Below are 16,467 nucleotides of genomic sequence, written 5' to 3'. Positions count from 1 at the left end.
GCGCCCTCCTCAGGAACCACCTCGAAACCACCGCACGACAAGGAGTCTGAAATGCCCGAGGCCTACATCGTCGACGCCGTGCGCACGCCGGTCGGCAAGCGTGGCGGCTCCCTGGCCGCGATGCACTCCGCCGACCTCGGCGCGCACTCGATCGCGGCGCTGGTGCGTCGTACCGGCGTCGACCCGGGCGCGGTCGACGACGTGATCATGGGCTGCTGCGACACCATCGGCCCGCAGGCCGGGGACGTCGCGCGCACCGCGTGGCTGGTGGCCGGGCTGCCCGACCACGTGCCCGGCGTGACCATCGACCGCCAGTGCGGGTCCTCCCAGCAGGCGGTGCACTTCGCCGCCCAGGGCGTGATGTCGGGCACCCAGGACCTCGTGGTCGCCGGCGGCCTGCAGAACATGTCCGCGATCCCGATCTCCGCGGCGATGCTGGTCGCCGACCGGTACGGCTTCACCACACCGTTCGCGGAGTCCCCGGGCTGGCGCGCGCGGTACGGCGACGTCGAGGTCTCGCAGTTCAACTCCGCCGAGATGATCGCCGAGAAGTGGGCGATCAGCCGCGAGCGGATGGAGGAGTTCGCGCTCGCCTCCCACACGCGGGCCAGGGCAGCGATCGCCGAGGGCCGCTTCGAGCGCGAGATCGAGCCGGTGACGCTGCCCGACGGCACGGTGTTCTCGACCGACGAGTGCCCGCGCGAGACCTCGCTGGAGAAGATGGCCGCGCTCGAGCCGCTCGCGCCGGGGGGCCGGATCACCGCCGCGGTCGCCTCGCAGATCTGCGACGCGTCGTCGGCGATGCTGATCGCCTCCGAGCGGGCTCTCCAGGACCACGGACTGACTCCCCGGGCGCGGATCCACCACCTCTCGGTGCGCGGCGACGACCCGGTCTGGATGCTCACCGGGCCGATCCGCGCGACCCAGCACGCGCTCGAGAAGACCGGCCTCTCCGTCGACGACATCGACCTCTTCGAGTGCAACGAGGCGTTCGCCTCGGTCGTGCTGGCGTGGTCCGACGAGCTGCACGTGCCGCTGGATCACGTGAACGTCAACGGCGGTGGCATCGCGCTGGGCCACCCGATCGGTGCGACCGGCACCAGGATCATGGCCACCCTGCTCAACGAGCTCGAGCGCACGGGCGGCCGCTACGGGCTGCAGACCATGTGCGAGGGCGGTGGCCAGGCCAACGTCACGATCATCGAGCGACTCTAGAAACCCGTTCGACCCGGCCGGGCGGCTCCGCGACACTCGAATCATGGAGCTGGTCGAGTTCGGACCTGACGAGGCGGACCACCTCACCGCCTTCCTCGACGTCGCCAACCGTGCGAGAGCGGTCGACTCGCCGTGGGAGCCGGTGCGCACGGCGTACCGGCAGGTGCAGTACATGCGGCACAGCTGGGAGGGCGAGCCCGGCCGCTGGTTCGTCGCTTACGACGGCGCCACGCCGGTCGGGGCGGCGGCGATCGACGCCAGCGACTACGACAACCTCGACCTGGCCTGGCTGCGCCTCACGGTCGCACCAGGGCTCCGGCGCCGGGGCCACGGTGCTGCGATGCTGCACGGTCTGGAGGAGCTGGCCGCCGCGATGGATCGACCCCTGATCCATCTGTCCGGCTGGGACGAGCCGGGCCTGCACCGGGTGGCGACCGCGCTCGGCTACGAGCGCAGGAGCGCGGAGATCCGTCGGCTCCAGGTGGTCGCGGAGGCGCCGGACCTCGGGCCGATCCGGGACGCCGCGGCAGCGCACGCGCAGGACTACGAGCTGCTCCGCGTCGAGGGCAGCTCCCCGGACGACCTGCTGCCCGCGCTGGTCGACCTCACCGCCGCGATCAACGACGCCCCGGTCGACGACCTCGAGTGGGAGGACGAGGTCTACAGCGTCGACCGGGTGCGCGCCTACGAGCGCGCGCAGGTCGAGTCGGGGCTCCGGTTCCGCCGCGTGGTCGCCCGGCACCGGCCCACCGGTGAGCTGGCGGGCCACACCGTCGTCGTCGTGGACTCCGAGCAGCCGGAGATCGGCGAGCAGCACGACACCAGCGTCGTCCGCGCCCACCGCGGCCACCGCCTCGGCCTGCTCATGAAGGCCGAGATGCTGCTCTGGCTCGCCGAGGTGGAGCCCCAGCTCACCCGGATCTACACCGACAACGCCGAGTCCAACCGGCACATGATCGCGGTCAACGAGGCCCTGGGCTACCGCCCCGTCGGCCGGACCGTCGAGTTCCAGCGCCGCCTCCGTTGAGTTGGGGGAAATCGCCCTGCCAGTGGGGGGAAACCGCCCGGTGCAGGTGTGTCGTGATGACGCTTTCGCCGAACTCGAGGGGCAGTTTCCCCCAACTCAACGAGCCGGGTCGTCGTCCTTGAGGCCGTGCAGGTACGCCGCGGTGTTGGCCTGGGTGGGGAGGCCGCGGAACCGGCGGTGCAGGAACGTGAACGCGCTGCCGTACGACGCGACCGCGGCTGCCGCATGGGTGGGCGCGTAGTTGGTGGAGAACCGCACGTGTGCGCCGAGGGCGGCCCACCGCTCGGCCAGCGCCCGGCCGCACTCGTAGGGCACGACGTCGTCGAGCTTGCTGTGGGAGACCAGCGTGTCCATCCGCGGGGCCCGGCCGTTGCCCAGCTCCTGCTCCTCGACGATCCGGGCGAACGGCTCCTGCGCGAGCACATGCTCGAGCGTGCGGCCGTCCCGGGTGAGGGTCTCCGACCGCGTGAAGGCGTACCGGCGCAGCGACTCGAACATGCACTGGCTCTCCAGCTGCGCGGCGATCTCGTTGCCGCGGTCGTTCAGCAGCGGGAACAGGTCGACGCGGTAGTCCGCGGAGAGGCCGACGAGCGCGTAGCCCAGGAAGGCGAAGTACGGGCTCCCGTCGATCGCGGCGGCGAGCAGCCGCAGGTCGGCGGGCACCGCACCGCAGACGGCTCCCAGCACCTGGACCTCGGGTGCGTAGTCGTGCCACAGCTCGGCCGCCGAGGCCGCGGCCGCACCGCCTTGCGAGTACCCGGCGATCGCGGCCGGGCCGTCGCGGGGGATGTCGGGGTTGTCGAGGTCCTGCGCGGCGCGCAGGGCGTCGAGCACGACGTGCCCCTGCACCTCGCGTGACATGTATGTGTGGGTGCCCGCCATGCCCAGCCCCTGGTAGTCGGGCACCACGACGTTGAAGCCCCGGGCGAGCAGCCCAGCGATGAACACCGACTCGTACTCGCGCCCGGCGGCGAGCTGCCGCGACGGCGCGCACTGGTCGCCCATGCCCTGCGTGCCCACGGCGAAGGCGACCAGCCCGCGGTCCGCGCGCTTGCTGCGTGGGCGGGTGGGGGAGAGCACCGTGCCGGTCACGGCGATCGGCCGACCGAGCCGGTCGGTGCTGCTGTACATGACCCGCTCGGCGCGGGCGGGTGCGCGCAGCAGCCGCCAGGGATCGAGGTAGAACTTCGCCTCCTGGCTGCGGATCAGCGTGCCCGGCCGGGCCGGCACCTCGGCGGGCGGGTCGTAGAACGCCGTGCGGGGCACCGTCCGCAGCTGCCGGGCGCCGACCGCGCCCAGCGCGTAGCGAACCGCGGCGTTGACGGCCGTCCCGCGCAGCTCGCTCATGCGCCCGATCCTCGCAGAGACGTTAGCGTCGGATCATGACGGTCGACCTGTTCGCGGGCGTCCCGGTGAGCGAGCTCGAGGGCGCCGTGGCGTGGTACGAGCGCCTCCTGGGCTCCGAGCCCGCCTTCTACCCGAACGACACGGAGGCGGTCTGGGAGATCGCCGAGCACCGCTACCTGTACGTCGAGGTGCGGCCCGAGCACGCCGGGCACGCGCGCAGCACGCTCTTCGTCGACGACTTCGACCGACGCCTGTCGGCGACCGCCGCACGCGGCCTCGAACCGACCGCGCAGGAGACCTACGCGAACGGCGTGCGCCACGCGACGTACCGGGATCCCGACGGCAACGAGCTCTGCTTCGGCGGGGCTCCTCTCGAGACGGATCAGGCCAGGTAGCCCTGCGTGCGGCGCAGCTCGGCAGCCGCGCGCGTGACCACCCGGTCGATCAGCTCCTCGCAGCTGGGCAGGTCGTCGATCACGCCGACCACCTGGCCCGACGCGAGCACGCCGGCCCCGGCGTCGCCCTCGACCAGTCCGGCCCTGAGCATCATCGGCGTGTTGGCGGCGAGCACCATCTGCGCCCAGGAGCGGTCCTGTCCGTGCTTCATCGCGCGGCCGTCGGCGACCAGCTGGCGCCACGACATCCCGCTCATCCGCTTGAACGCGAGCGTGCGGCGGGCGGTCGGCCCGAGCCGCTTCAGCGCGTTGCCCTCCTCGACCGACTCGACGAGCTCGGTGCGCAGCATCCGGTGCGGCATGCCGTCGACCTTGGCGGTGACGACCGTGCCGTCGAGGTCGGCCGCGAGGTAGCGCTGCTTGACGGCGTCGGGCACGGTCGAGTCGCGGGTGAGCAGGAACCGCGTGCCCATGCCGACGCCGGCCGCGCCGTACGACAGCGCAGCCGCGAGGCCGCGGCCGTCGAAGAACCCGCCGGCGGCGACCACGGGGATGTCGACCGCGTCGAGCACGGTCGGCAGCAGCAGGGTGGTCGGCACGTTGCCGGTGTGGCCGCCGCCCTCGCCGCCCTGGATCATCACCGCGTCGGCGCCCCACGAGGCGACCTTCTTCGCGTGCTTGGGTGCCCCGATGCTCGGGATCACGACGATGTCGCGCTCCTTGAGCATCGCGATCAGCTCCGGCTTGGGAGCCAGCGCGAAGCTGGCCACCTTCACGCCGTGGTCGATCAGCAGCCGGCAGCGGTCGGCGGCGTCGCCCGCGTCGGCGCGCAGGTTGACGCCGAACGGCTGGTCGGTGCGCTCCTTGACCTCGACGATCGCCTTCTCGAGCTCCTCGAAGGTCATCGTGGCCGACGCCAGGATGCCCAGGCCGCCGGCGTTCGCGGTGCCGGAGACCAGCCGCGGACCGGCGACCCAGCCCATGCCGGTCTGCACGACCGGGTGCCGGACGCCGACCAGGTCGGTCAGCGGCGTGCGGAGGAGCTGCTCGATCATCGAGCCACCTCCACGGGCGGGACCTCTCGGTCGCGCAGGTTCCTGGGGTCGAGCACGTTGCGGACGATCATCAGCTCGGACTCGGTGGGCTCCCGGGTGGTGGGCACGTCGGCCTCGACCGCGAGGTCGAACCCGGTGCTCTCGACGACCTCGTCCACGCTCACGCCGGGGTGCACGCTGAGCAGCCGCACGGTGTCGTCCGGGCCGCGGACGTCGAAGACGCCGAGGTTGGAGACGATCCGGTGGATGTCGTTGTACTTCGCCGCCGCGGGGCCGGCTTCCCTGGCGCGCTTCGGGCCGACGCCGCTGACGACGTCGACCTGCTCGACGAACACCCGCGTGGTGTGCCGCGGCACCCAGTACGACGTCCGGTTGTTGACCGTGTTGCCCGGAGCGCCACGGGACCCGAGCAGCTGGCGCTGGGGCCGGGCGAAGTCGCCGATCGCGGAGATGTTCTGGTTGCCGTGCCGGTCCACCTGGGTGGCGCCCATCATCACGTGGCGCTTCCCGTACGCGACCACGTCGAAGACCCGGCGGAAGGGGATCCAGCCCTCGACCACGTCGCCCTTGGCGAACAGCGGCGGCACGCCGGCGAGGAACAGCGACTCACCGTCGGAGATCACCAGGTCGGGGTTCGAGGTGAGCTTGGCGAGCCGGACGCCGAGCATCGGCAGCGTGCCCATCGGGCTGGCGAAGATCTCGCCGTCGTCCTTGAACGCGTCCGCGATCGCGGCAGCGCAGACCTCGGCACGACTGGCGCCGGTCGAGGCGCCCTCGGTGGTCGACGCGCCCCCGGTGGTCGAAGCGCCCTCGGTGGTCGAGCCTGCCGAAACCTCACTCATGCCGTCGCCTCCTGCTCGGCGTGGAACGCCGCGACCGCGGCCTGGTACGCGGCTTCGTCACCGGACAGGAAGCGCTCCTCGAACGCCGCCCAGTCCTCGTCGCTGCCACCGGCCGCCGCGGCGTAGGCCTTCTGGAACTTCTCGTCACGCTCGTAGTCGGGCGTGCACGTCGTGAAGTGCGCGCCGCGGGGCGTCTCGACGACCCCGGTCACGCTCATCCGGCTGACCAGCAGACGCTGCACGGGGGTGTCGACGGTCAGGCCCGCCGTGTCCACGATCTGCTCGCAGGACACGAACGCCCGGTCGGCGGCCTGGACGAACAGGTCGTCGAAGTACGGGTCCGGCCCGAGGTACGTCGCGTTGCCGTGCGCGTCGGCACGGTTGAGGTGCACCAGCGCGACGTCGAGCTTCAGCGCCGGCACGGCGGTCAGCTCCTCGAAGTCGCCGTTCTCGTCGGCGTACGGCGAGGCGACGGTCCTGATCCACGGGTTGTTCACCAGCACGTCGGATCCGAGGCCGGCGCGCATCGGCAGGAAGGGCAGCCGCTGCGCCGCGGCGTACAGGCCGGTCTGGAACATGCCCTCGTCGAGCTCGACCACCTCGGGGATCGTGCCGTTCTGGCGCGCCCGCTGGAAGTTGGGCTCGAGCGGGACCGAGTCGAGCGAGACGAAGGCGTAGACCAGCTTGCGGATCTTGCCGGCCCGCGCCAGCAGGCCGACGTCCGCACCACCCCAGGTGACCACGGTGAGGTCGGTGAGGTCCGAGCGCAGGATCGCGCGGACCAGGGCCATCGGCTTGCGCCGTGGCCCCCACCCGCCGATCCCGATCGTCATGCCGTCGGAGAGCTCGGCGACCACCTCGTCCACGGTCATCTGCTTGGTGCGCGGCTTGCTCATCTGCTCCCTGCCCTGGTGCCGGCCTTGTCGGTGCCCGCGAAGGAGTCCCTCAGCTCGTCGGAGACGCCCGCGAGGTTGAGCTCGAAGGTGAACCCCTGCTCGAAGCGGTAGCTCTTGTTCACGTCCACCGGCTCGATCCCGTTGAGCGCCTCCTTGGCGGCACGGATCACGCGGGTGTCCTTGTCGGCGATGTCGGCGGCGACCTCGAGGGCCACGTCGAGCAGCTCCTCGCGCGGCGCGATCCGGTAGACCGTGCCGAAGCGGTGCAGCTCGGTGGCCGGGATCGTCCGCGCGGTGAAGTAGAGCGCCCGCATCATCTGCTGGGGGACCAGCCGGGCCATGTGCGTCGCGGCGCCCAGCGCGCCCTGCTTGACCTCGGGGACGCCGAAGTAGGCGTCGTCGCTGGCGACCACGATGTCGGCGTTGCCGGCCAGGCCGACTCCGCCGCCGACGCAGAACCCGTGGACCGCCGCGATGACCGGTACGGCGCACTCGTAGACCGCCTTGAACGCGGCGAAGCAGCCCTTGTTGGCGCCGATCAGGGCGTCGAAGCCGGTGGTGTTCTGCATCTCCTTGATGTCGACGCCGGCGTTGAAGCCCTTGCCCTCGGCGCGCAGCACGACCACCTTCGTGGCGGGGTCGGCGCTCGCCTCGTCGAGCGCGGCGGCGAGGTCGAACCAGCCCTGCACGGTGAGCGCGTTCACCGGTGGGTGGTTCATCGTGATCACGCGGATCCCGTCGTCGCGCAGCTCGCTGGTGACAGCAGACATGTGGACCTCTCTCGCCCTACCAAGCACTTGCTTGGTACTCTACCAGCATGGCTCTGCCCCTGGACCTCACCGGTCGCGTCGCGCTCGTCACGGGCGGCTCGCGCGGCATCGGCCGTGGGATCAGCGCCGCGCTCGTGTCCGCCGGGGCCTCGGTCGTCACCTGTGCCCGCTCGGCCGTCGACCCGGCGGACGCACTTCCGGGCACGACCCACGAGCAGTGCGACGTGCGCGACCCCGAGGAGGTCGCCGCGCTCGTGGGACGCGTCGTCGAGCGGCACGGTCGGCTCGACGTGCTCGTGAACAACGCCGGCGGGTCGCCGTACGCGCTGGCCGCCGACGCGTCTCCCCGGTTCCACGACAAGGTGCTCGGTCTCAACCTGCACGCGCCGCTGCTGGTCGCCCAGGCCGCCAACGCCGTCATGCAGGGCCAGGAGACCGGCGGCTCGATCGTCAACATCTCCTCCGTCAGCGCGCTGCGACCCTCACCCGGCACGGCGGCGTACGGCGCCGCGAAGGCGGGCGTCGACTCGCTGACCCGGTCGCTCGCGGTGGAGTGGGCCCCGAAGGTGCGGGTCAACTCCGTCGACGTCGGGCTGTGCCGCACCGAGCACACCGACGACCACTACGGCGGCGACGAGCAGGTCGCGGCGATCGAGCGCACCATCCCGCTCGGCCGGATGGCCCGCCCCGACGAGGTCGGTCACGTGGTCGCCTTCCTCGCCAGCGACCTCGCCTCCTACGTCAGCGGGGCGCAGGTGGCCTGCCACGGCGGTGGCGAGCCGCCGGCCTTCCTCGTCGTCCAGCAGAGCCTGCACGTCGAGTAGCCAGTTCGTCACCCTTCAGTCGCCTGTTCGTCCCCGTTGAGTGATCAGTCCGTCCCCAAGGAGCAGCAGTGAGTCGTCTTCTCGAAGGTCGCGTCGCGATCGTCACCGGCGCGGGTCGAGGCATCGGCCGTGCGCACGCCCTCGAGCTCGCCCGGCAGGGCGCCAAGGTCGTGGTCAACGACTTCGGGGTCTCGCTGGCGGGGGAGAAGGCGGACTCACCGGCCGACGACGTGGTGGCCGAGATCGAGGAGCTCGGCGGCGAGGCGGTGGCCAACGGCGCCGACGTCGCCGACTTCGAGCAGGCCGCCGCGATGGTCCAGCAGGCGATCGACACCTTCGGCGGCCTGGACGTCCTGGTGAACAACGCCGGCTTCGTGCGTGACCGGATGCTGGTCAACACCTCCGAGGAGGAGTGGGACGCGGTCATCCGGGTCCACCTGAAGGGGCACTTCGCCCCGCTCCGCCACGCCGGCGCGTACTGGCGCACGGAGTTCAAGGAGGGCCGCCCGCGCGCTGCGCGGGTCATCAACACCTCGTCCGGGGCCGGTCTGCAGGGCAGCATCGGGCAGGCGACGTACTCGGCGGCGAAGGCGGGCATCGCCGGGCTCACCCTGGTCGCAGCCGCCGAGCTGGGCCGGTACGGCGTCACGGTGAACGCGATCGCCCCGGTGGCGAGGACGCGCATGACCGAGGGCGCCTTCGACACGTCCGCGATGGCGCTTCCCGAGGACAACGCCCCGATCGTCGCCTGGCTGGCCTCCGAGGACGCCGCCGGCGTGACGGGGCGGGTCTTCGAGATCGACGGCGGGCAGATCTGTCTCGAACAGGGCTGGACGCACGGCCCGCGCAACGACCGCGGCAAGCGCTGGGAGGCAACCGAGGTCGGCGAGGCGATCAGGGCGCTCATCGCCGAGGGCGCGAACCCCGAGCCGGTGTACGGCACCTGACCCGCGGCCCGGACCGACCGGTGGCGGCCTGCCGGGCGAGGCGGGCACGGGGCCGTACCGTTGGGCGCATGGCAGCGGAGAGCGGCGCAGGCACGCCCGCCCGCTCCTGGTCGCTGGTCGCCTTCCGGCACACGTCGTGGCGCGTCATCGTGGCCACGGTCGGCACCTGCATGAGGTACCGCGTCACCGGGCTCGCCGCGGAGGCGGCCTTCTTCGCGATCCTGTCGCTGCCGCCGCTGATCTTCGCCCTCGCGGGCTCGATCGGCTACGTGTTCGCCCAGCTCGACAACAGCCAGATCGACGACGTGCGCCACACCGTGCTGCACCTCGCGTCGCGTGCGCTCACTCCGGAGACGGTCGACAAGATCATCCGCCCCACGCTCAACGACGTGCTCCGCGGCGGCCGGTACGACGTGATCTCGATCGGCTTCGTCCTCGCGCTCTGGTCGGGCTCACGCGCGCTGAACGTCTTCGTCGACACGATCACGATCATGTACGGCCTCGGTGGACACCGAGGGATCATCCGCACACGGGCGCTGTCCTTCCTGCTCTACGTCCTCGGGATGGTCACCGGCGTCGTGACGATCCCCTTGGTCGTCGCCGGCCCGCGCGTGGTCGCCCGGACGCTGCCGCAGCGCCTCGACGTCCTCAACCACCTCTACTGGCCGACCGTCGTGATCCTGTGCGTCTGCTTCCTGGCCACGCTGTACCACGTGTCGGTGCCGGTGCGCACCGCCTGGCGCTACAACGTGCCGGGTGCGGTCTTCTCGATGTTCTGCTGGATCGTGGGCTCCGCGGTGCTCCGGTGGGTGCTCGTCGGGACGGCCCAGGGCTCGACGTCGATCTACGGGCCGCTGGCCGCGCCGATCGCGGTGCTGCTGTGGCTCTACATCCTCTCCATTGCGGTACTCATCGGTGCCGCTCTCAATGCCGCGTTCGACCAGCTCTGGCCGCAGAAGGAGGTCACCTCGGCCCGCTCCGAGCTGCTGCGCCGGTTGAGCCTCGACGCGGTCCTGCCGTGGCGTGGTCCGGATGACGAGAGCACGGGTTAATCACATGCAACCGGGTGCCGGCGGGCTTACATTTGAGGCGTGATTCCCGCAGGAGCGGCGCGGCCGTGAGCGCCGAACGAGTCTCCCGCCTCGAGCCGTGGGTGGGCTGCGTGGTGGGCGGAGAGCCCGGCGTCGCCCGGGTCCTCACCGACGCGGGCGAGGTGCGCGCCAGCTACGGCGGCGCGATGCTCGCCCGGATCGCCTGCGACCGCACCTGCCTGCCGGCACCGGGCCACTGGGTCGTGCTGCGCCGCTGGGCGGACGACCGGATCACGATCGAGGACACCTGGCAGCGGCCGACGCCGGCCACGGTGATCCAGCTGCGTCCGCGCCGGCGCTGAGCGCGCGCTGACTCTCCGGACGTACTCGGGCGCGACCGGCCGGGTCGGTGCGCGAGCGCCCGCACCCTGCGTGCCATGCTCTGCCTGTGGGAAACGTGACCCTGCCGACTCCGGTCTTCCTCGCCGGCGGAGCGTTCTGCCTCCTCGCGGGCTACCTCGCCGGCGCCGTCGTCGGGCCCGACCACCACCACGGCACCACGGCGAAGGTGGTGAGCTTCGACAGCGGAACCGCGAAGCTGTGCCTGGAGGGCGACTCCGTCAAGGACGAGCCCGCGGCGAGCGACAAGGGCGTGCTCTGCGGCACCTGGAGCCACTCGACCGGCTCGACGACGCCCCGCAAGGGCGACACCTTCCGCTTCGTCACGATGGACACCTCGGGGGTCAAGGGCGCCAAGCCGGTGGACCGGGTCGTGATCTACGGCACCGTGGTCCAGGAGTAACGGGGTGCCGGACTCCGACGCGAAGCTGATCCCCGGTCAGCTCAAGCTCCCCGCCTCGTCCCGCTCGCTCTGGGGAGAGCTGGGCCGCCGGCTGGGTCTGGCCGTGCTGATCCTCGTCGTCACCGCCACGCTCGTGTACGTCGATCGGAGCGCCTATCGGGACAACGCGGCCCCGGGCGGCCACGGAGTGGGCATCGTCGACGCGATCTACTACGCCGCGATCACGCTGAGCCTGACCGGGAGCGGCGACATCGTCCCGGTCGACGACCACGCCCGGATGATCAACGCGTTCGTGATCACCCCGCTCCGGATCTCGTTCGTGGTCCTGCTGATCGGCACCACCCTGGAGGTGCTGGCGGCGCAGGGTCGCGAGCGCCTGCGCATCGCCCGCTGGAGGAAGCACATGGAGAACCACGTCGTCGTGATCGGCTACGGCACGAAGGGCCGGAGCGCGGTCGACACGCTGGTCAACAACGGTGTCCCGAAGGAGAGCATCGTGATCGTCGACCCGAGCAGCGTCGCTCTCGGGGAGGCGCACGCCGGCGGGTTCGCGGTCGTCACCGGCGACGCCAGCCGCCGCGAGGTGCTCCGCCGTGCCGGTGTCGAGCGCGCCCGCCAGGTGATCATCACGACGCCCCGCGACGACACCACCGTGCTGGCCACCCTGACCGTCCGCCAGCTCAGCCCGGAGGCGTACATCGTCGCGGCCGTCCGCGAGCAGGACAACGTGCCGCTGGTGCGGCAGAGCGGTGCCGACGCCGTCGTGACGTCCTCGGACGCCGTCGGCCGGCTCGTCGGGATGTCCTCGATCTCGCCCCCGCTCGCCGCGGTCCTCGAGGACCTGCTCACCTACGGCGAGGGGCTCGAGGTCGCCGAGCGGGAGCTGCTCGTGTCCGAGGTGGGCAAGGCGCCCCAGTCCCTGCCCGACCAGGTGATCGCGGTGCTGCGCGACGAGCGGGTCTACCGCTACTTCGACCCGACGGTCACCCAGCTGGCCCGCGGCGACCGGCTGATCGTCGTACGGCCCGCCAAGGAGCTGCCCTGGGCGCCCCGCCCGGGCACCCACGGCGAGACCCTCGCCGACGACGACGACGCCTGAGCCTGCCCCGGGTCCGCTGAACCGGCGGACCCGGATTTGTACCGGAAGTTGCTCAGCCGACGGTGGGCACGGCCGATGGACCAGTCGTGCAAGCACTCGTGATCGATGACTCCCGCGCCATGCGTTCGATTCTCCGTCGTGTCCTCGTCGAGCTCGGCTTCGAGGTCTCGGAAGCGGCGAACGGACAGGAAGCCCTGACGCACGTCGTCGAGCACGGTGCTCCCGACGTCGCCCTGGTGGACTGGAACATGCCCGTCATGGACGGGCTCCAGTTCGTCGTGGAGCTGCGGTCTCGACGGGAGTTCCGCGGGGTCACCTTGATGATGGTGACCACGGAGAGCGAGCACGCGCAGATGGTGCGGGCCCTGGCGGCCGGAGCACACGAGTACCTCGTCAAGCCGTTCACCCCGGACGCGATCGCCGCGAAGCTCGCGCTTCTCGGCCTCGTCGCTGCCTGACCTTCCACGACCGTCCGGTCCCGTGCCGGCCTCACCGAGCCCTTGGGGGAGCCCTCCTGATGAACACCCTGACCGACCTTCTCGACCTGACGATCGGCTGAGCATGGCAATCGACCCGGCCATGGACGACATGGCAGAGATCATCCAGGAGTTCCTCGTGGAGAGCCACGAGAACCTGGACCAGCTGGACCACGACCTGGTCGAGCTCGAGCAGGACCCGGGCTCGCGCGACCTGCTCTCCAGCGTGTTCCGCACGATCCACACGATCAAGGGCACCAGCGGGTTCCTCGCGTTCCACCAGCTCGAGTCGGTCACCCACGTCGGGGAGAACCTGCTGAGCCGGCTGCGCGACGGCGAGCTCGCGATGACCCCGCGGGTCACCAGCGGGCTGCTCGAGATGGTCGACGCCGTGCGCTCCTTGCTGGGCGACATCGAGCGGACGGGCGCCGAGGGCGACCACGACCACTCCGCCCTGATCGCACTGCTCACCGCCCTCCAGGAGGGCAAGCAGGCGGTCGCGGCCGAGCCGCCGGCGGTCACCACGGACGACGTCCAGGACGACGTCGAGGAGACCCCGCAGACGACCGAGGACGTCGTCGAGGACGCCGCCGAGCCGGACGTCGTGGACGAGCCCGTGGCCGAGCCCACCGCCGAGGTCGAGGACGTCGTCGTCCCTGACGTGGCGGTCGAGGCTCCGGTGGAGGCTCCCGTGGAGACTGTGGCGGAGGCTGCGGTCGAGGCTCCCGTGGATGCTGCGGCCGACGCGCCCGCCGACGTACGCCGCAGTGCAGCGGACAGCACCATCCGCGTGGACGTCGACCTCCTCGACTCCCTGATGAACCTGGTCGGCGAGCTCGTGCTCACCCGGAACCAGCTGGTCCAGCGGGCGGCGACGCGCAAGGACCCCGAGCTGCTGCGCACCACCCACCGCCTCAACCTGATCGCCGGCGAGCTGCAGGAGGGCGTCATGAAGACGCGCATGCAGCCGATCGACACCGTCTGGAACAAGCTGCCCCGCGTGGTGCGGGACCTCTCGGTCCAGCTCGGCAAGCAGGTGAAGGTCCAGATGGAGGGCCGCGACACCGAGCTCGACAAGACCATCCTCGAGTCGGTCAAGGACCCGCTGACCCACCTCGTCCGGAACGCGGTCGACCACGGCATCGAGACCCCGGAGACTCGGGTCGCGGCCGGCAAGCCGGCGGAGGGCACGCTCACCCTGAGGGCGTTCCACGAGGGCGGCCAGGTCAACATCGAGATCTGCGACGACGGCGCCGGGATCGACCCGCAGCGCCTCCGTGACCGGGCCGTCTCCCGCGGCATCCTGACCCCCGACGCGGCGGCGCGGATGACCGACCGCGAGGCGCTCGGGCTGATCTTCGCGCCCGGCTTCTCGACCGCGGAGAAGGTCACCAACGTCTCCGGACGCGGTGTGGGCATGGACGTGGTCAAGACCAACATCGAGAAGATCGGCGGCCTGGTCGACGTCCACAGCGAGCCCGGCGCGGGCAGCACCATCCGGGTGAAGATCCCGTTGACGCTCGCGATCATCCCGGCCCTGATGATCTCGGCCGGCGGCAACCGCTACGCGATGCCGCAGGTGAACCTGCTGGAGCTGGTCCGCATCGACGGCACCCAGGGCACCCTGGTCGAGGACATCCAGGGCACGCCGGTCTACCGGCTGCGTGGCCGGCTGCTGCCGCTGGTGTCGCTGCGCGAGCAGCTGGGCCTGCCCGAGGCCGAGGCCGGCACCACCTACATCGCCGTGCTCCAGGCCGATGACCGTCAGTTCGGTCTCGTCGTCGACGACATCAACGACACCGAGGAGATCGTGGTCAAGCCGCTCGGCAAGCACCTGCGGCACCTCGGGCTCTTCGCGGGCGCCACGATCATGGGCGACGGACAGGTCGCGCTCATCCTCGACGCGATCGCGCTGGCCCGTGGCGCCGGTGTGCTCTCCGACGCGGCTGTCCAGAAGGCCGACCGCGAGGCGGCCGAGCGCCAGGCCGCGCACGAGCGCTCCCAGCTCCTCCTCGTCGGGCTCGGTGACGGCCGCCAGGCGGCGCTGCCGCTGGCCCACGTGGACCGGCTCGAGGAGTTCCCGCGCGAGCGGATCGAGCGGATCGGCCACCAGGACGTCGTGCAGTACCGGGCGGGGCTCCTTCCGCTGGTGCACATGGACGGCGTGTTCGGTGCGCACGGGTCGCAGGGCGACGAGGACGCTCCGGTCAACGTGGTCGTGTGCGACCACCGGGGAGTCCAGGTGGGCTTCGTGGTCCGGCAGATCCTCGACACCGTCGACGCGGAGCTCAGCGTGCGCAGCCGGCTCGACACCGGGGGTCACCGCGGATCCGCGGTGATCAACGGCAAGGTGACCGAGCTGGTCGACATGGGCCGGGCGGTGGCGGGTCTCGACCCGGCCGTGTTCGGCGACGTTCCCGAGACAGTGGGGGTCTGACATGGCCGAGAAGTTCTGCACGTTCCTGCTCGACGGCCACCTCTTCGGGGTCCCGGTCGAGAACGTCCAGGAGGTCCTGCGCAGCCAGCGCGTGACCGCCGTACCGCTCGCGCCCGCCGAGATCCGCGGGCTGCTGAACCTGCGTGGCCAGATCGTCACCACGATCGACCTGCGCACCCGGCTGGGCCTGCCGCCGAACGACGACGAGTCCTCGGCGGTGAACGTCGTGGTCCGCACCGTCGACGGCGCCGTGAGCCTCGTCGTCGACCGGATCGGGCACGTGCTCGAGCCGCCGGCGGCGAGCTTCGAGCCGGCGCCCGACACCGTGCCGGCCGCCGTCCGCGCGCTCGTCGAGCAGGTCTGCAAGCTCGACGACGGTCTTCTGCTCGTGCTCGACACCGAACGCGCCGCCGGCGTGGTCGCCGCTGCCTGACCCCGCCCCACCCCTGACCAGCACCACCCACCCCCCGAACGAAGGACCCACTGCCATGACCTCCACGAACCTCGCACCGGCCCGCAGGGTCACCGGGCTGTTCCGCAACCTGAAGACCGCCCAGAAGCTCGCGGTGCTGGCGCTCATCTGCTTGATCCCCAGTGTGGTGATCAGCTGGGTCGCACTGACGCAGCTGACCAACTTCTCGAACTCGACGAAGACGCGGGGTGAGATGAAGCTGCTGTCCGGGACTCTCTACCACCTCGACAACCGCAACAGCGAGCTCAAGGCCGACGCCTATCGAGCGCTTCTCGAGGCCGACGTGGCGGCGGTCCAGAAGGACACCACCGACGACATCGCGTCGGTCCAGGCTGTCGTGGCCGAGCTCAAGGCGATGAAGCTCTCGCCGAACCTCAGCAAGCAGGTCTCGCAGCTCGAGGCCGATCTGAAGGTGAACAACGACTTCATCGCCGGGTTCGTGAAGACCGCGGCGAGCGACCCGGCAGCGGCACGCCGCCTGGAGCCGCAGGTCGCCGAGGAGAACCACAAGCTGGACGGCACCCTGGAGAAGGTCCGGGCCGAGACCGACACCCTGGTCGCGGCCTCGGTGAAGCAGGCGGCCGCGGACGAGGCAACCCTGCGTCGTGGGGTCACCTGGAGCCTGGCCATCGGGGTCCTCGCAGCGCTCGGGCTCACGTGGGGAATCTCGCGACTGCTCACTCGCCCGCTGCAGCACACCGCTGCAGTGCTCCGCGACTTGGCCGAGGGCCGGCTGGACCAGACCCTCGAGGTGGACAGCACCGACGAGATCGGGGCGATGGGCGCGGCTCTGAACAGTGCGCTCGGCCGCCTGCGTGGGTCGATGTCGTCG

Annotated in this window: 18 protein-coding genes; 13 read left to right on the top strand and 5 right to left on the bottom strand. The window is 71.3% G+C overall.

The features are described from left to right. Window positions 1-51: 51 nt before the first annotated feature. Together EFL26_RS10690 and EFL26_RS10685 are read left to right on the top strand one after the other, a co-directional pair. Window positions 52-1,215, top strand: a complete 1,164-nt coding sequence (locus EFL26_RS10690) for an acetyl-CoA C-acetyltransferase (RefSeq protein ID WP_123222887.1) — start codon at window positions 52-54, stop codon at window positions 1,213-1,215. Between the two features lie 43 nt (window positions 1,216-1,258). After that, window positions 1,259-2,242, top strand: coding sequence for a GNAT family N-acetyltransferase (locus EFL26_RS10685; protein WP_123222886.1), 984 nt, complete (start codon window positions 1,259-1,261; stop codon window positions 2,240-2,242). Window positions 2,243-2,338: 96 nt separating this feature from the next. Here the strand turns inward: EFL26_RS10685 and EFL26_RS10680 are convergent, their stop codons facing one another. Continuing rightward, the gene (locus EFL26_RS10680; protein ID WP_123222885.1) at window positions 2,339-3,589 is read right to left on the bottom strand and encodes a lipase family protein; all 1,251 of its coding nucleotides are present in this window, start codon (window positions 3,587-3,589) and stop codon (window positions 2,339-2,341) included. A 35-nt stretch (window positions 3,590-3,624) separates the two neighbouring features. Here EFL26_RS10680 and EFL26_RS10675 point away from each other — a divergent pair, with 35 nt between their 5' ends. Further along, window positions 3,625-3,984, top strand: coding sequence for a VOC family protein (locus EFL26_RS10675; protein WP_123222884.1), 360 nt, complete (start codon window positions 3,625-3,627; stop codon window positions 3,982-3,984). Here the strand turns inward: EFL26_RS10675 and EFL26_RS10670 are convergent. The 4 genes from EFL26_RS10670 to EFL26_RS10655 are packed head-to-tail and all read right to left on the bottom strand — an operon-like array spanning window position 3,972 to window position 7,547. Continuing rightward, a complete protein-coding gene (locus tag EFL26_RS10670) occupies window positions 3,972-5,039 on the bottom strand; it encodes an NAD(P)H-dependent flavin oxidoreductase (RefSeq protein WP_221176928.1) in 1,068 nt (355 codons plus the stop codon). The two genes, EFL26_RS10675 and EFL26_RS10670, sit on opposite strands and share 13 nt — an antisense overlap. Next, a complete protein-coding gene (locus EFL26_RS10665) occupies window positions 5,036-5,881 on the bottom strand; it encodes a CoA-transferase subunit beta (RefSeq protein ID WP_246000139.1) in 846 nt (281 codons plus the stop codon). Before EFL26_RS10665 ends, EFL26_RS10670 begins: the two co-directional genes overlap by 4 nt. Next, entirely contained in the window at window positions 5,878-6,777 is a 900-nt protein-coding gene (locus EFL26_RS10660; protein ID WP_123222883.1) for a CoA transferase subunit A, read from the bottom strand. Before EFL26_RS10660 ends, EFL26_RS10665 begins: the two co-directional genes overlap by 4 nt. Beyond that, complete coding sequence (locus EFL26_RS10655; RefSeq protein ID WP_123222882.1) at window positions 6,774-7,547, bottom strand: enoyl-CoA hydratase family protein; 774 nt, start codon at window positions 7,545-7,547, stop codon at window positions 6,774-6,776. The genes EFL26_RS10660 and EFL26_RS10655 overlap by 4 nt, the downstream gene beginning before the upstream one ends. Before the next feature lie 47 nt (window positions 7,548-7,594). On the opposite strand from EFL26_RS10655, the gene EFL26_RS10650 reads away from it, so the two are divergent. From EFL26_RS10650 to EFL26_RS10605, 10 genes are all read left to right on the top strand, one after another. Next, a complete protein-coding gene (locus EFL26_RS10650) occupies window positions 7,595-8,371 on the top strand; it encodes an SDR family oxidoreductase (RefSeq protein ID WP_123222881.1) in 777 nt (258 codons plus the stop codon). Window positions 8,372-8,439: 68 nt separating this feature from the next. Further along, window positions 8,440-9,318, top strand: a complete 879-nt coding sequence (locus EFL26_RS10645; protein ID WP_123222880.1) for an SDR family oxidoreductase — start codon at window positions 8,440-8,442, stop codon at window positions 9,316-9,318. Window positions 9,319-9,386: 68 nt separating this feature from the next. Continuing rightward, window positions 9,387-10,370 carry a YihY/virulence factor BrkB family protein gene (locus tag EFL26_RS10640; protein ID WP_246000138.1) on the top strand — a complete coding sequence of 328 codons (984 nt, stop codon included), beginning with the start codon at window positions 9,387-9,389 and terminating at the stop codon, window positions 10,368-10,370. Window positions 10,371-10,435: 65 nt separating this feature from the next. Then, window positions 10,436-10,711, top strand: a complete 276-nt coding sequence (locus tag EFL26_RS10635) for a hypothetical protein (protein WP_123222879.1) — start codon at window positions 10,436-10,438, stop codon at window positions 10,709-10,711. An 86-nt stretch (window positions 10,712-10,797) separates the two neighbouring features. Next, window positions 10,798-11,151 carry a hypothetical protein gene (locus EFL26_RS10630; RefSeq protein WP_148046684.1) on the top strand — a complete coding sequence of 118 codons (354 nt, stop codon included), beginning with the start codon at window positions 10,798-10,800 and terminating at the stop codon, window positions 11,149-11,151. Between the two features lie 4 nt (window positions 11,152-11,155). After that, window positions 11,156-12,250 carry a potassium channel family protein gene (locus EFL26_RS10625; RefSeq protein ID WP_123222877.1) on the top strand — a complete coding sequence of 365 codons (1,095 nt, stop codon included), beginning with the start codon at window positions 11,156-11,158 and terminating at the stop codon, window positions 12,248-12,250. A gap of 62 nt (window positions 12,251-12,312) precedes the next feature. Further along, window positions 12,313-12,708 carry a response regulator gene (locus tag EFL26_RS10620; RefSeq protein WP_281273721.1) on the top strand — a complete coding sequence of 132 codons (396 nt, stop codon included), beginning with the start codon at window positions 12,313-12,315 and terminating at the stop codon, window positions 12,706-12,708. A gap of 103 nt (window positions 12,709-12,811) precedes the next feature. Next, window positions 12,812-15,163, top strand: coding sequence for a chemotaxis protein CheA (locus EFL26_RS10615; protein ID WP_246000136.1), 2,352 nt, complete (start codon window positions 12,812-12,814; stop codon window positions 15,161-15,163). 1 nt (window position 15,164) lies between these two features. Continuing rightward, window positions 15,165-15,596 (top strand): chemotaxis protein CheW, encoded by a 432-nt coding sequence (locus EFL26_RS10610; protein WP_123222875.1) that lies wholly within the window; start codon window positions 15,165-15,167, stop codon window positions 15,594-15,596. A 55-nt stretch (window positions 15,597-15,651) separates the two neighbouring features. Then, window positions 15,652-16,467 (top strand): HAMP domain-containing protein (locus EFL26_RS10605; protein WP_123222874.1); only part of this gene is annotated, 816 nt, incomplete at its 3' end.

Origin of the sequence: Nocardioides pocheonensis (genome assembly GCF_003725535.1) — a bacterium.
GTDB lineage: Bacteria > Actinomycetota > Actinomycetes > Propionibacteriales > Nocardioidaceae > Marmoricola > Marmoricola pocheonensis.
The sequence above is the reverse complement of the archived record's forward strand: the minus strand, read 5'-3'. Positions and strand labels throughout refer to the sequence as shown.